The sequence below is a fragment of the Streptomyces melanosporofaciens genome, assembly GCF_900105695.1.
GTDB classification, from domain to species: Bacteria; Actinomycetota; Actinomycetes; order Streptomycetales; family Streptomycetaceae; genus Streptomyces; species Streptomyces antimycoticus.
In genome coordinates this window covers 6,508,985-6,523,252 of the sequence record NZ_FNST01000002.1, presented here as the reverse complement: position 1 = coordinate 6,523,252, position 14,268 = coordinate 6,508,985, and the positions used below count along the sequence as shown (strand labels likewise).

The following is a 14,268-nucleotide window of genomic DNA, read 5'->3' as shown; positions in this document are numbered from 1 at the left end:
CGGCCTTCCCCTGGGTCGGCGGCCGGGCGGTCCCTGCCGGGCAGGTGACTGTAGGACGGCCCGCTCGAAGTGTCGAGTACGCTCCGGCCCGGCACCCCGCTTCCGGCCCGGATCAGTCGACCACCAGCCGCGCCCCCTGGGTCTCGGCGGAGGAGGGACCGGTCTCCAGCATCAGCTCTCCGGGCTCGACGGCGAGGCCGAGGTCCCGGGTGACGGAGGCGAGGGTGTCGGCGTCGATCGCGAACACGGCGTCGGCCTCCTCCCCCGGCCGCAGGTCGAGACGGGCGAATCCGCGCAGCTCGCGGACGCGGGGCCAGGAGGAGCCGCCCGACAGCCGCCGCAGATAGAGCTGGACCGTCTCGCGCACCGGCCGCTCGCCGGTGTTGCGCACGGTGACCCGGCAGATGAGGGTGGGATCGTCCGGGGTCACCCGGGCGCGGGAGAGCCGTGGCGGCGCGTAGGCGACCGTGGTGTACGACAGGCCGTGGCCGAAGGCGTATCGGGCGATGGCGGGCTGGTCCACATAGCCGCGGTAGCCGTGGTCCTTGGCGTTGTAGAACACCGGAAGCTGCGCGGCCGACCGGGGTATCGACACCGGCAGCCGCCCCTCGGGCCCGGCCGCGCCGAACAGCACATCGGCCACGGCCCGTCCGCCCCACGGGCCCGGGTACCAGGCGCTCAGCACCGCCCCGGCGGTGCCGGAGAGGTCGGGCAGGGCGTGCGGACGGCCCTGAACGAGGACCACGACGACCGGCACACCGGTGGCCGCCACCGCGTCCAGGAGCACCAACTGCCCCTCGGGCAGGCGCAGATCGGCCAGGTCGACGCCCTCGCCACACGTCATACCTGCGGGGTTGGCCGAGGTCACGACGGCCGCGCCATTGGTGTCGAAGGAGGTGTCGCCCGAGCGCGCGCTGGACCCGCCCAGGACGAGGACCGCGATGTCGGCCGCTGCCGCCAGCGCGGCCGCCTCGGGGACACCGGAGAGGTCACCGCCGACCAGATCGCACCCGGCCGCGTAGCTGACCTCGGTGTCCGGCGGGGCTGCCGACCGGATGCCGTCCAGGACCGTGACATGGTCGGAGCCGGGGCGCTGTGGGGCGGTGTAGTCGCCGATCTGCTGGGCTATGGAGTCGGCGTTCGGGCCGAGGACGGCGATCCTGCGGATGGAGGGCACCAGCGGCAGGACTCCCCCGTCGTGGGCGAGCAGGGTGATGGAGGCGCGGGCTATGCGTTCGCTGAACTCACGCGGATCGGGGCGCTGTTCCCCAGGGGGCGTATGCGGCTCGGGGCGCCGGCCCACCGCAGGCGTATGCGGCTCGGGGCGCTGTTCCCCGGTACGCGTATAGGGCTGCTCGAAGAGGCCCAGGCGGAACTTGAGTGCCAGGACCCGCGCCACGGCGGTGTCCAGGGTCCGCTCCGTGACGAGCCCCTGGGCGACCGCCTCGCCCAGCCGCGGAAAGCAGGCGTCCCAAAGGCTCAGATCACATCCGGCGTTCAGGGCGAGGGCGCCCGCGGCCACCGGGTCGCCCGTGAGCCGGACCAGCCGGTCGACGGCGGCGCCGTCGGCCATCACGATGCCGTCGAACTCCAGTTGCTCCCGTAGGAGTTCGGTCAGCAGCGGACGGCTGGCGACACAGGGCAGACCGTCGAATTCGTTGTAGGCCGCCATCACCCCGGCGGCCCCGGCGCAGATCCCGGCCCGGGCCGCCGCCAGATGGATCTCGTGCATGTCGCGGGCGCCCAGTTCGGTGGCCGCGCTGTTGCGCCCGCCGACGGTGGCCCCCTGTCCGGCGAAGTGTTTGAGCACAACGGCCACGTCGGCGGTGCGCATGCCCCGCACCAGCGCCTCGGTGAGCCGCGCCGCCAGATACGGGTCCTCGCCGAAGCACTCCTCCGCGCGGCCCCAGCGCGGGTCGCGCACCAGGTCGAGGGCGGAGACGAGCGCCACATGGCCGCCGCGCGCCCGCACCTCCGCGCCGACCGCGGCCGCCGCGCCCTCGTAGAGCCCGGGATCCCAGGTGGCGCCGACGGCGAGGTTGACCGGCAACACCGTGCCGTCCAGGGCCTGGTGGCCGTGGGGAACCTCCTCGACGAACAGCAGCGGAATGCCCAGCCGGGTGTTCTCCACGACGTGCCGCTGTACCGCGTCCGCGGCCCGCGCCCCGTCCGCCGCCGTGATGCCGTCGGCGAAGCCGACGCCGGACCACGCGTCGGCCCGCTGCAGCCCGTACAGGGCGCCCATCCCGTCGTACGCGGCGACCTCGGCGCGGAAGGCATCGGTGAGCCGGTGGCCGTCGCCGTCCCGCTCGTAGGCGTGCCAGCCGTACATGCGCTGGTTGACCTGGCCGACCTTCTCGGTGAGCGTCATGCGCCCCAGCAGATCGCGGACCCGCTCGGCCACGGGTGCGGTGGGGTCGCGGTAGAGGTGGCCGGTCACCGCAGCTCCAGGACGCGCACCCCGTACGGGCCGAGCGACACCTCCGCGACCGGTGCGCCGGAGGCGAGGTCGTGCGGGGTGCCGTCGGCCTCGGGGCGGACGGTGAGCTCCTCGGCGCTCTGGCTGACCAGCCATACGAAGCGGCGCCCGTCGTCATGGACGAGGAGGTCCGCGCCGACGTGGGGGCTGTCGACCGTCACCGGGCGGCGGGCCCCGGCGACATCGGCGAGCGCCGCGTACAGCCGGTGGGTGTCCTCGGGGTTGGCCCGCGCGGTGCGGGCGGCCATGTGCTCCAGGGGGTAGGTGGCCAGGACGGTGCGGCCCTGCCCGGTGTCGTGCACCAGGAGGGCGGGCCGCCCGTGGGCGTCGACGGCCACCACCCGGGCATCGCGCGGAACGACCGGCAGATACGCCCGGCTGTCCTCGTTGCCCGCGACGGGGAAGCGCAGCGAGGTCCTGGCCGCGAGCCCGCCGAAGTCCTCGGTGAACGTCATCTCCAGGACGTCGTCCTCGATGGGCTCGGCGACACCGTAGGAGAGCTGCAGTTCGACGCCGAACAGCCCGTCCAGGTCGTCGAACCACGGGCCGCGGGTTCCGGGGTGCTCGCCGGAGCAGAACGAGAGGTAGACCGTGGCACCCGCGCGGGCGCGGCGCTCGAGCTCGCGCCGGGTGCGGGTGGTGAGCTGGCGGGTGGCCGGCAGCAGATACAGGGCGGCGTCGCCGGGCAGTCCGTCGGCCTCCCGGGTGAAGCCCACCGGCAGGTCGGCGGCGCGGGTGGCGACATAGCTCTGGTGCAGGGAGGTGAAGATCAGCGGGCGGTCGGCGGGCCTGCTGTAGGGGTAGCCGCGCTCCAGGAAGGCGGGCACGACCAGCGCCGCGTCCGCGTCGGCGCGGCGGCAGTGTACGAAGTCCACGTCCTTCAGCACCTCGGCGAACGCGGCGAGTTCGAGCAGTGGCGCCTTGGGGGCGCCGGTGCTGTCGGTGATGCCGAAGTGCATCTCGAAGGGGTGGTGGTCGTACGGCGAGCGGTCCCACAGGTCGTCGTAGTCGGTGTTGTTCCAGGCGATCCAGCCCGTGGCCCCGCCGAGCAGGGAGTTGTGGAGGGTCTGCCGGTAGTAGACGGCCGCGTTCCGGTCGGAGACGGTGTCCGTGGAGAGGCCGAACTCCTCCAGGACGACGGGCTGTCCGGTGACCGACGCCAGTTCGCATTCGAAGGCGGCGCGCAGATGCTGGCGGGGCCGGTCGGTGTCCGAGCGGTACACATGCGGGCCCACGAAGTCCACGTACTCGGCGGTCTCGCGCAGGGAGAAGCCGTTGTCGCGGCCGGTGACCTCGATGCCCCACGCGCCGTCGCCGAGGGAGACCGGCTGGGTGCCGCCGGCCGCCCGTACGGCGTTGCACATGGCCTGCGCCCAGGCGGTCACCACATCGCGGGAGGGCGGATCCACCTGGTAGATCCGGCCGTAGCCGGGCATCTCATTGGTGATGAGCCAGCCCGTGACGGCCGGGTGGTCCTTGAAGCGGCGGGTCATCTGGGACACGAACCACGCCTGGCGGCCGACCATCCACACGTCCTCGTAGAGGTCGCGGCCACCGCGCCAGGCGGGATCCCAGTTCTCGCCCGACATGTGTCCGACGATGAAGGTGGGCACCGTTCCCATGCCGATCTCGGTGTGGGCGTCGAGGAAGTCGCGGAAGCGTTCGCACAGCGTCTCGTCGACGCGGTCGGGCTGCGGATGGAAGTCCGGCCAGTAGAAGAACGACCGGGTCATCGTCAGACCGTGCTCGTGCAGCACCCGCAGCTCCGCGCGGACCGTCTTCGGGTCGTAGTCGCGCCACATCAGGGGCCCGCCGGTGCGGGACCAGAAGTTGGCGCCGAGCCAGGGCAGGACGGCGGGGTGGTGGATGAGCTGGGCGCTGTGGCGTCGCATGGTCCTTCTCGGGTGTCGGTGGTGCGGGTGGGGGGTGGATGTGGGTGTCAGCCGGGGGCGGGGCCGGTGGACTCGCGGACGACCAGCCGCGGCCGGTCATCGAGCACCGTCTCCTCGACGTCCTCGCCGCAGCGTGCCAGGAGCAGCCGGGCGGCGGCCGCGCCGACCCGCCGCACCTGCTGGTCGACCGTGGTCAGCCCAGGGTGCAGCCAGCGGCCGAGCGTCAGGTTGTCGTAGCCGACGACGGACAGATCGTCGGGGACGCGCAGCCCGCCGCGCTGGGCGGCGCCGATGCCGCACATGGCCATGGAGTCGTTGGCGTAGACGATGGCCGTGGCGCGGTCGGCGGGCTCCAGCAGGGCCTGGGTGGCGGCGACGGCGGACACTTCGGTGAAGTCGGTGTGCAGGACCGCGTAGGGGCGCAGGCCCGCTTGCCCCAGGGCCGCCTCGAAGACACCGCCGCGCAGCCGGGTGTGCCGCAGGTCGGCGGGGCCGGCCACATAGGCGATGCGCCGGTGTCCGAGGCCGAGCAGATGGCGGACGACCTCCTCGACGGCGGCGTCCTGGTGGCCGAGGCCGACGCGCGGCACGGCGGCGGCGCGGTCGGGGGGACCGAGCAGTACGGCGGGCAGGCCGAGGCGGGCCAGCAGGGCGGGGCGCGGGTCATCCGCGCGGGCGTCGGTCAGGACGGCCCCGTCGACGCGGCCTTCTGCCGCCAGCCGCTTGTAGAGGGCGTTCTCCTCCTGGGCACCGGCGACCAGGTGCAGCAGCAGACCGTAACCGCGGGGCGCCAGTTCGCCCTCGATGCCGGTGATCAGCTCGCTGAAGTGCGGGTCCGCGCCGAGCACGTCGGTGGGGCGCCGGACGACGAGGGCGAGGGTGCGGGTGCGGGCGCTGCGCAGGGCGGCGGCGGACGCGCTCGGCGACCAGCCGAGTTCCATCGCGGTGTCCAGGATGCGCGCCCGGGTCGCCTCCGAGAGCCGTCCCTTGTCGTTGAACGCCTGGGACACGGCCGCGGTCGACACCCCGGCGGCGGCCGCCACCTGCTTGATGGTGGGGCGCCGTCCCGGCTTCACCGTGGGTGTGCTCACGCCTTGACCGCCCCGTTGATGAGCGCCTTCTGCATGCGCTTCTGGAGCACCGTGTAGACGACCCAGACGGGGACCAGGGTCAGTACGGTACCGGCGGTGAGGACGCCGTAGTCGGTGCCGGTGATGGCCTTCAGGGTGGGCAGGGCCACCTGCACGGTGCGCTGTTCGGGGTCGGGGCCGATGATGATCAGCGAGTACAGGTACTCGTTCCAGAAGGTGAGGAAGTTCAGCAGGAGCACGGTCGCGATGCCGGGCAGGCACATCGGTATGTAGATGTGCCGCAGCACCGTGTAGGTGGACGCCCCGTCCATCCGGGCGGCCTCCTCCATCTCCCTGGGGATGGTCCGCATGAACTGCACCAGGATCACCACCGACAGCGGCATCGCCGTCGCGGGCAGGAAGAAGACCATGAACAGCCGGGTGTGGAACAGCCCGGTGGCGGCGGCGAGCAGGAAGGTGGGGAAGAGCGCCGCGAACGTGGGGATGAGGAAGCCCAGCGAGAAGATCTTCTCCATCGCCGAGGCGAGCCGGCTGGTCGAGCGGGCGAGCGCGAACGCCGCGGGCAGCGCAAGCAGCAGGGTCAGCGCCAGCGCGAGGACCGTCACCAGCGCCGAGTTGACGACGGCCGTCCCCAGGTCGGCGCTGTCGTAGGCGGTGCGGAAGTTGCCGAAGCCGAAGGACGAGGGCAGCGCGAAGGGGTGGGCGAAGATCTCCTCGTTGCTTTTGAACGCGGAGGCGAGGAAGTAGTAGAGCGGCACGATCAGCAGCACCGCGTAGGTCCACACCAGGAGGTGTGCGGGCAACCAGCGTTTGCCGAGTTTCATGGTGAGCCGCCTTCGGGTCAGTAGTTCTGGCGGAACGCGCGGCGGATGGTGAGCAGCCCGACGAGCCCGGCCAGGAAGAGGATGACGCCGACGGTCTGGCTGTAGCCCAGGTCGGCCGCGATGAACGCCTTCTGGTAGACGAGGAAGGACAGCGTCGTGGACGAGCTGCCGGGACCGCCCTGGGTGAGCAGCAGCACGTGCTGGGCCGAGCCGAAGAGGGTCCACAGGAACTGCAGCATGGTGACGACGCCGACATAGTCGCGGATCACGGGGAAGTGGATGCGCCACATGGTCCGCCAGTGCCCGGCCCCGTCGAGCTGCGCCGCCTCGCCGAGGTCGTCCGGGACGCTGTCGAGCCGGGCGGCGAACAGGACGGCGGTGAAGCCGATCCCGCTCCACACGTCCAGGGCGATGAGACAGGCCAGGGCCGTCGAGGGCGAGGCGAGCCAGGCGTCGGTGAGCGAACCGAGCCCCACCGACTGCAGTGCGCCGTTGGCCAGCCCGTCCGGGGACAGCGCCGCGTAGAACACCATCGCCTTGGCGGGGGTGGAGATCAGGCCGGGGATGAACAACAGATAGCGGATGACACGGTGCCCGGGCGGCTTCTGCGCCACGTAGTAGCCCAGCATGTAGGCGCACACGATCATGATGGGCAGCGCCACCGCGAGCTGGACGGCGGTGTTGCGCACCGCGTCCCAGAAGACGGGGTCGTCGAGGACCGTGCGGACGTTGCCGAGACCGGCGAAGGACACCGGCTGGAGCATGCCCGGCCAGTGCAGGGCGGCGATCACGAAGATGGCGATCACCGGGCCGATCATGAAGACCGCGTACCAGACCAGCGCCGGGACGGCGAGGATCGTGCCGCCCTGCCGGGGCGTGCCGATACGGCCCGTGGTGGAGGGCGGTGCGGGCCGGCGGACCGCGGCCCCGCCCGGGGTCGGCGTCAACGTCGTCATGAGGTGGCTCCCGTGGAGTCGGGCTCGGGATAGGAGTGAGCGGGCGGGCGGTTCACGCGGAGCGGTACGCGGTCTCGAGCGCGGCGCGGACCTTCGCGGCGCTGGTGCCGCGGGTGAAGGACGTGCTGGTCGCGGTGATCAGCGGCTGGGCGGCGGCGGGCGGGACGTACACATCGGGCAGCAGCGCCTGGCTCACGGCCCCGCCCAGCCGCTGGGCCGCGGCGACCAGCGGGAAGTCCGTGCTGAGGGTGTCCGAGCGCAGCGCCATGTCGCGGCCGCTCTCCTTGATGAACCGGGAGACCGTGTCCGGCCGGTACATGAAGCGCAGGAACTTCTCGACGGCGTCGATCTTCTTGGTGCCGTTCGGGCTGATCCAGAATCCGATGAGGGTGTAGGTCCGCAGGATGGTGGGCTTGTCGTGGACGGCGCCGCCGGTCAGGGGCCAGCCGCCGACCTCGGTGTGCCGGGCCACCTTCTCGGGCACCTTGGCCAGCGCCGAGGACATCGCCGACTCGATCGCCGCGGCCTGGGTGTTGAACTGCGTGGTCATCGTGTCCGAGGTGAGGCCCTGCGCCTTGTCGGCGAAGACGCCCGCGTCGCGCAGCGTCACGAAGTAGTCGATGCCCTCCCGGGCACCCCTGCTGCCGAAGTCCCCCGTGGTGTAGGCGTGCCGGGCCTCGTCCTCGGTGAGGAAGGTCTGGATGATCTGGGCGAGCAGTTTCTGCCCGGTCCAGTCATTGCCGCCTACGGTCACGGGCGCGATCCCCTTGGCGCGCAGCTTGCGGGCCGCGGCGATCAGCTCGTCGCCCGTGGTGGGTATCGCGTCGACGCCCGCGCGGTCCAGCAGGGCCCGGTTGAAGGCGATCGGCCAGTTGGTGGCGAAGTAGGGGAAGGCCCGCACCCGGCCCTTGGCGTCGGTCCACTCGGCCAGCGCCTGCGGGAGCACACGCCTCCGCAGCCCCCAGTCGTCCAGGTAGCCCTTGACGTCGACCGTGGCGCCGACGTCGGTCCATGCCAGCGTCTTGTCGTAGAGGTTGACCATGACGACGTCCGGCTCCTTGCGGGCCAGCCGCGAGGTCTCGTAGACCTGCGCGAGGTCGTCGCCGTTGATGAGGTTCTTGACCTTGAGTCCCGGATTTTCCTTGCGGAACCGGTCGAGGGCCGCGAGGTAGGTCGGCGATCCCGGTGCGGTGGTGCCCAGCTGGCTGTGCACGACGAGGGTATCGGGATCGGAGTCCGCTCCGGTCAGTGCGGAGCAGCCGGACAGGCCAGGCAGGACGGTCGCGGCGGCCAGGCCGGAACCGGTGGCGAGGAAGCCGCGCCGAGTCAGCGGTGAGTGCACTGCGGGGGTCTCCAACCAGGCGGTTAACGAGTGGTTAATCGATCTACCTCGAGGGTGAGAGGAATGTAGGAGCCACTTCGCCTCTGGTCAAGCCCTTGCCGGGACCGAAAACACCGGCGCCGGGACGGCGCGTACGGAAAAGCGGAACGGCGCCCGCCGGGAGGTCCCGATGGGCGCCGAAGCCGAGCTCCGCGTACTGGCGGCGGTGCGACCGTCCGCGCGGGCGCTACTCCCAGGCCCGCCGTATCGGGGCGCCGGGGTCCGCCACCTGCGTCCATGCCTCGGCGATGCGCATGGTCGTCCGGCGCACGCTCTCGTACGGCGGCCAGCCGGGGTCGCCCGTCCTCGCGAACCGGATCCAGGTGGCGTGGACGCGGGACGCGAGACCGGCGGGCGGCTCGGCCGGGCCGAGAAGCGCCTCGGGGCCATGGAGCCGCGGCAGATCGGTGCGGTCGAACACGAACGGCAGCTCCATGACATGCGTGGCGCCGAGCCGCCCGTCCAGGGCCCGCGACCGCCAGGCGAACTCATAGACGTGTGTCCGAGACGAGGGGTGCTGGGCGTGGGCGACCGCGAGCCGCCGCGTGCCCGCGCCGAACAGGGCGTCCGTCATGATGGCGGCCCGCAGTTCCCCGGCGGACGCCCCGGGCCGCTCGCGGCGGTAGACCTCCACCAGTTGCTCCGGGGCGGGGTGGGAGCGTGCCGCCACGGCGTGGACGTCCTCCTCGGTCGAGGACGCCAGGTGCCCGAGCGGGGCCAGATAGAGGTTGCCCTCCTCGGCGTTGGTCCCGAGCAGCAGATCGATGCCCGCGCCGCGGCCGGCGGCCACGGCCTCGGCCGGCTGCTGGTCCAGGACGAGGCTGAACGGGCTCAGGCCGATCAGCGGGTCGACGTGGCCGTCGACGGTGAGATCGATGCCCGCGAGGTGGGGCATGGCCTGAACGAAGCGCTGGTCGGGGACCGACGCCAGCGCCTCCGCGGTCGGGGCGGTCCCCAGGATGCGGGCGAGTTCCCGGGTGACCCGGTCGGCCTGGGCGGGGGCGAACGCTCCCAGGCCGTTGCCGCTCTGGATGATCGCCCGCTGGAAGAGACCTTCGGCCCGTGGGTCGGCCACCACCGCGCCCACGATCGTGGCGCCCGCCGACTGCCCGAAGAGCGTCACCCGGGACCGGTCGCCGCCGAAGGCCGCGATGTTCTCCTCGACCCAGCGCAAGGCGGCGATCACATCCAGCAGGCCCCGGTTGTCGGGGGCGTCGGGGAGGTGCAGGAAGCCGGGTACACCGAGCCGGTAGTTGAGGGTGACCAGGACGACGCCGTCACGGGCGAAGCCGGTGCCGTCGTAGAGCGCCGACCGGGTGGACCCGGCCACGAATCCGCCACCGTGCACGAACACCATCACGGGGAGGTCGTCGCGTGCGGTGTCGGGCGTCCAGACGTTCACCGCGAGGTAGTCCTCGCCCGGGACCCAGCCCTGCCCGAAGTACGGGGACATGTCGAGGTCGCCGAAAGCGTCGCGCTCGGGCTGCGGTGCCGTGGGGCCCTCGGCGGTGGCATCCCGGACACCGTCCCACGGCGGGTGGGGCACCGGCGGGGCGAACCGGGCGGCACCCCGTGGCGGGGCGGCATACGGGATGTGCCGGAAGACGGTGGCATGCTCCTCCCGGCGGCCACGGACGGCGCCTTGGGAGGTGGCCACGATGGGGGCGAAGGTGTTCGTCATGTGCGGGGTGTGTCTCTTTCTCGGTCTCGCTCCGGTCCGGATCACAGACGGTCCGGATCACAGACGGTCCGGATCACAGACGGTCCGGGGTCACAGGCGCGCGAAGGCCGCCCACTCCTTGATGGCGAACCCGCCGCCGTCGCGCCGCACCTCCGCGGCGCCATGACCGCCCAGGTGGGCGGGGAAGACCAGGGTGTTCTCCTCGGCCGCCCGGCCGAGGATCCGGCGGCGGGTGGCGCGGGATTCGGCCGGGTTCTCGCAGAAGCAGCTGTTGGTGTCGGGATCCGCGATCTGCACCGGGCTGTGCAGCAGGTCCCCCACGAAAAGCGCGCGATCGCCTCGGGAATCGAGAGCGAGCACGGACGAGCCCGGGGTATGTCCGGGGGCGAGTTCCAGCCGCAGATTGGCGTCGATGTCGAGACTGCCGTCCCACAGCAGCGCCTTGCCCGCGTGATGGACCGGGGCGACGGAATCCTCGAAGACATTCTGATTGCCCCGGCCGAGCAATGACGTGTGCTCATTCTCCGGATTCCAGAACTCGAAGTCGCGCTCGGGGAGGATATAGGTGGCGTTCGGGAACGTCGGAACCCACTGGCGGCCGTCGAGGCGGGTGTTCCAGCCCACGTGGTCGACGTGCAGATGTGTGTTGATCACGATGTCGACGTCCTCCGGGCGCACCCCGGCCCTGGCGAGATTCCCCAGGAAGTCGGTGTTCAGATAGCTCCACACCGGCGCGTAGGGCCGGTGCTTGTGATTGCCCACACCGGTGTCGACGAGAATGGTCTTGCCCTCACTGCGCAGAACCCAGGTCTGAATCGCGGACCGCACATTGTCGGTGTCGGGGTCGTAGAAGTCCGGGACCAGCCAGGACGCATTGTCCCCCCAGACCTCCTCCGAACTTTCCGGGAAGAATACCCGGGGGGTCAGGTCGACCGGGCCGTAGTATTCCTCGACGCGAGTGATGGTGACATCGCCCAGCGTTATCTGCTGCATGGATATTCGCCTCGTGGGTCAGAAAGTCGATTGGCAGCAGAATCCTCGTCGGAGGGGCCCGGGGACGGTATCCGTCACCTGACTGCACCTGCCCTCCGACGACGGCCACGTGACCGATAACACGTCACCGCCGCTCCGAAAATTTTTCGGAGACCAGCTCGGAAAGATCCTCTTCATGGCCGACATCGACATGTACGCACCGAAGACCAGCAGCTCAAGGGCGGAGAGGCAGAGGAATCAGCGAACGCTTCTACCGGAAGAGTTCCGGAAGGAAGCGTTGACGTTGCGTCAGTCCCGCAGCATACTCCGCAACGATCGTTGCCCATCGGCACACCACTGCCACCCGCTCGGCCTTCGAAGAAGGGACAGCAATGGTCATCAATTCCCGTCAGGAACACAGAGATCGGCACCCTCGGTTACCCATCCGAAGGGCGTTCAGCCTCGGTGTCGTCGGCTTCCTCACCGCGGCCAGTGTTCTCGCCCTGGCCGGCCCCGCCAGCGCCGCGAGCACCCTCGGCGGTGCGGCGGCCGCCAAGGGCCGGTACTTCGGTGCCGCCGTGGCCGCCAACCACCTCGGCGAATCGCCGTACGCCGCCACGCTGGACACCGAGTTCAACGCCGTCACCCCCGAGAACGAGATGAAGTGGGACGCCGTCGAAAGGTCCCGGAACTCGTTCACCTTCGGCTCCGCCGACCAGATCGTCGGCCATGCGCAGGGCAAGGGCATGAAGATCCGCGGCCACACGCTGGTCTGGCACTCCCAACTCCCCGGCTGGGTGGGCGGTTTGAGCGCCACCGAGCTGCGCTCGGCGATGAACAACCACATCACCAAGGTGATGCAGCACTACCAGGGCAAGATCTACGCCTGGGACGTGGTCAACGAGGCGTTCCAGGACGGCAACAGCGGCGCGCGGCGCAGTTCGCCGTTCCAGGACAAGCTCGGCGACGGCTTCATCGAGGAGGCGTTCCGCACCGCACGTGCGGCCGACCCCAACGCCAAACTCTGCTACAACGACTACAACACCGACGGTCAGAACGCGAAGAGCAACGCGGTCTACAACATGGTGAAGGACTTCAAGGCCCGCGGGGTGCCGATCGACTGCGTCGGCTTCCAGTCGCACTTCAACGGCCAGTCCCCGGTCCCCGGTGACTACCAGCAGAACCTCCAGCGCTTCGCCGCCCTCGGCGTCGATGTGCAGATCACCGAGCTGGACATCGAGGGCTCCGGCACGGCCCAGGCCGACAGCTACCGCCGCGTCACTCAGGCGTGCCTGGCCGTGTCCCGCTGCACCGGCATCACCGTATGGGGCATCCCCGACAAGTACTCATGGCGGGCCAGCGGCACGCCGCTGCTGTTCGACGACAACTACGGCAAGAAGCCCGCGTACAACGCGGTGCTCGCGGCGCTGGGCGGCAGCAGCGATGGTGGCGGTGGTGGCGGCCGGACGTGCACCGTGTCGTACGCCGAGACCCAACGGTGGGGCGACCGTTTCAACGGTCAGGTGACGGTGCGGGCCGGAAGCTCCGCCATCAGCGGCTGGACGGTGACGGTGACCGTGCGTTCCGCGCAGAGCGTCGCCACGACCTGGAACGGCAGCCCCAGTTGGGACAGTAGCGGCAAGGTCATGACGATGCGGCCCAATGGCAACGGCACCCTGGGCGCCGGAGCGGCGACCAGCTTCGGCTTCACGGTCATGGCGAACGGGGACTGGTCGGCCCCCACGATCGGTTCGTGCACCGCCTCCTAGCCGACGGACAGCAGCAACCTCATGCACGACGGCGCCCCCGTGTTCGCCACCGCGGTGAGCGGTGCGGGGCGGGGGGCGCCTGCCACCACGCGGCCCAACGTGTCCAGGACGTGCAGGGCCACCCGGGACCGGGTGCCCGGCCCGGCCGTGCGCGGGCCGTTGTGGCCGCGCCGGTCCAGCTCCTCCAGGACGCTCACCGGCCGGCGGCCGGCCGCAGGGCGGGCAGCACCGCGGAGCCGACGCTCTCGATCAGCTCGGTGGGCGGATCGTAGGAGCCGACGTGCTGGAGGAACACATCGGTCACCCCGTCGGCGTGCAGCGCGGTGAGCCGTTCGGCGATCTCCTTGGCGGTTCCGAACAGGCAGAACTCCTGGGCGAAACGGAGCACCGCCGCATCGCTCACCCAGGCCGAGCAGATCTCGACGGCCGCGTCCCAGTCCTCGGCGTGGACGAGGTCCGGGTAGATCCCCTCCACCCGTGCGGGTACGTCCAGTTCGATCCCGGCCAGGGCGAGGAAGGGCGCTCCGCCGTTCTGGGCGATCGAGGCGCAGATCGGCTTGAGCAGCCGGGCTTCGGCCTCGATGTCGTCGGTCACCGCGCAGAACGCCGAGACCGTCAGCGGGATGGCCGCCGCGGTGCGGCCCGCGGCCTCGGCGCCCTCCCGCACCCCGGCGGTGGCACTGGCGAGGGTGTTCCGCGAGACGCCGCTGAGCAGGATGACACCGTCGGCGATCTCCCCGGCGAGCCGCAGATTGCGGGGGCCGCTGGCGGCCATGTGGATCGGCACGTTCGGATCCGGGTCCCGCAGTCGGGACCGTACGCCGTTGAAGTCCCACTCCTCCCCCGCGAACAGCGCCCGCAGCGTGGCGAGCCCGTCGCGCAGCTCCGCCCCGGTGCTCTGGCGCATGCCGATGGGGCCGACCGAGCTGTTGCCCACGCCGAGGCCGAGGGTGAACCGGCCGGGGGCCAGCTCGGCGACGCTGCGGGCGGCCGAGGCGACGACGGCGGGATGCCGGGTGGCGAGGTTGGTGACCGCGCTGCCCAGGCCGATCCGCTCGGTGCCCAGCGCGGCGGCGGTCAGGACCGTGAACACGTCCCGCCACAGCAGCTGGGAGTCCGGGAACCACACCTGGTCGAAGCCCAGTTCCTCGGCCCGCCGGGCTGTTGTGGCCAGCCGGTCCACCCGGTCGCACGGCGGTATGCGGACCCCGACGCGGATCCCG

Annotated in this window: 11 protein-coding genes; 1 reads left to right on the top strand and 10 read right to left on the bottom strand. The window is 71.3% G+C overall.

Annotated elements, in window-relative coordinates; genetic code table 11:
• Positions 1-112 precede the first annotated feature (112 nt).
• The 8 genes from BLV72_RS31090 to BLV72_RS31055 all read right to left on the bottom strand — a co-directional run bounded on the left by BLV72_RS31090 (position 113) and on the right by BLV72_RS31055 (position 11,297).
• Entirely contained in the window at positions 113-2,440 is a 2,328-nt protein-coding gene (locus BLV72_RS31090; protein ID WP_093466417.1) for a glycoside hydrolase family 3 N-terminal domain-containing protein, read from the bottom strand.
• Positions 2,437-4,371, bottom strand: coding sequence for a glycoside hydrolase 5 family protein (locus BLV72_RS31085; protein WP_093466416.1), 1,935 nt, complete (start codon positions 4,369-4,371; stop codon positions 2,437-2,439). Before BLV72_RS31085 ends, BLV72_RS31090 begins: the two co-directional genes overlap by 4 nt.
• Before the next feature lie 47 nt (positions 4,372-4,418).
• Positions 4,419-5,462, bottom strand: a complete 1,044-nt coding sequence (locus tag BLV72_RS31080) for a LacI family DNA-binding transcriptional regulator (protein WP_093466414.1) — start codon at positions 5,460-5,462, stop codon at positions 4,419-4,421.
• Positions 5,459-6,286, bottom strand: coding sequence for a carbohydrate ABC transporter permease (locus tag BLV72_RS31075; RefSeq protein WP_093466413.1), 828 nt, complete (start codon positions 6,284-6,286; stop codon positions 5,459-5,461). Before BLV72_RS31075 ends, BLV72_RS31080 begins: the two co-directional genes overlap by 4 nt.
• Positions 6,287-6,303: 17 nt before the next feature.
• A complete protein-coding gene (locus tag BLV72_RS31070; RefSeq protein ID WP_093466411.1) occupies positions 6,304-7,242 on the bottom strand; it encodes a carbohydrate ABC transporter permease in 939 nt (312 codons plus the stop codon).
• Positions 7,243-7,294: 52 nt separating this feature from the next.
• A complete protein-coding gene (locus BLV72_RS31065; RefSeq protein ID WP_093466410.1) occupies positions 7,295-8,584 on the bottom strand; it encodes an ABC transporter substrate-binding protein in 1,290 nt (429 codons plus the stop codon).
• A 226-nt stretch (positions 8,585-8,810) separates the two neighbouring features.
• Positions 8,811-10,304 (bottom strand): carboxylesterase/lipase family protein, encoded by a 1,494-nt coding sequence (locus BLV72_RS31060; protein ID WP_093466408.1) that lies wholly within the window; start codon positions 10,302-10,304, stop codon positions 8,811-8,813.
• A gap of 90 nt (positions 10,305-10,394) precedes the next feature.
• A complete protein-coding gene (locus BLV72_RS31055; RefSeq protein ID WP_093466407.1) occupies positions 10,395-11,297 on the bottom strand; it encodes an MBL fold metallo-hydrolase in 903 nt (300 codons plus the stop codon).
• A 371-nt stretch (positions 11,298-11,668) separates the two neighbouring features.
• Here BLV72_RS31055 and BLV72_RS31050 point away from each other — a divergent pair, with 371 nt between their 5' ends.
• A complete protein-coding gene (locus BLV72_RS31050; protein WP_093466405.1) occupies positions 11,669-13,045 on the top strand; it encodes a glycoside hydrolase family 10 protein in 1,377 nt (458 codons plus the stop codon).
• Here BLV72_RS31050 and BLV72_RS31045 read toward each other — a convergent pair.
• Positions 13,042-13,242, bottom strand: a complete 201-nt coding sequence (locus BLV72_RS31045; protein ID WP_093466403.1) for a hypothetical protein — start codon at positions 13,240-13,242, stop codon at positions 13,042-13,044. The genes BLV72_RS31050 and BLV72_RS31045 overlap by 4 nt on opposite strands.
• On the bottom strand, positions 13,239-14,264 hold the full coding sequence (locus BLV72_RS31040) for an LLM class flavin-dependent oxidoreductase (RefSeq protein WP_093470648.1): 1,026 nt from the start codon (positions 14,262-14,264) through the stop codon (positions 13,239-13,241). Before BLV72_RS31040 ends, BLV72_RS31045 begins: the two co-directional genes overlap by 4 nt.
• Between the last annotated feature and the right edge of the window lie 4 nt (positions 14,265-14,268).

What these genes read in the sequence shown, in the direction of transcription:
- BLV72_RS31070 (WP_093466411.1), bottom strand. Translation starts at nt 7,242, where the DNA reads ATGACGACGTTGACGCCGACCCCGGGCGGGGCCGCGGTCCGCCGGCCC.
- BLV72_RS31085 (WP_093466416.1), bottom strand. Translation starts at nt 4,371, where the DNA reads ATGCGACGCCACAGCGCCCAGCTCATCCACCACCCCGCCGTCCTGCCC.
- BLV72_RS31055 (WP_093466407.1), bottom strand. Translation starts at nt 11,297, where the DNA reads ATGCAGCAGATAACGCTGGGCGATGTCACCATCACTCGCGTCGAGGAA.
- BLV72_RS31075 (WP_093466413.1), bottom strand. Translation starts at nt 6,286, where the DNA reads ATGAAACTCGGCAAACGCTGGTTGCCCGCACACCTCCTGGTGTGGACC.
- BLV72_RS31060 (WP_093466408.1), bottom strand. Translation starts at nt 10,304, where the DNA reads ATGACGAACACCTTCGCCCCCATCGTGGCCACCTCCCAAGGCGCCGTC.
- BLV72_RS31050 (WP_093466405.1), top strand. Translation starts at nt 11,669, where the DNA reads ATGGTCATCAATTCCCGTCAGGAACACAGAGATCGGCACCCTCGGTTA.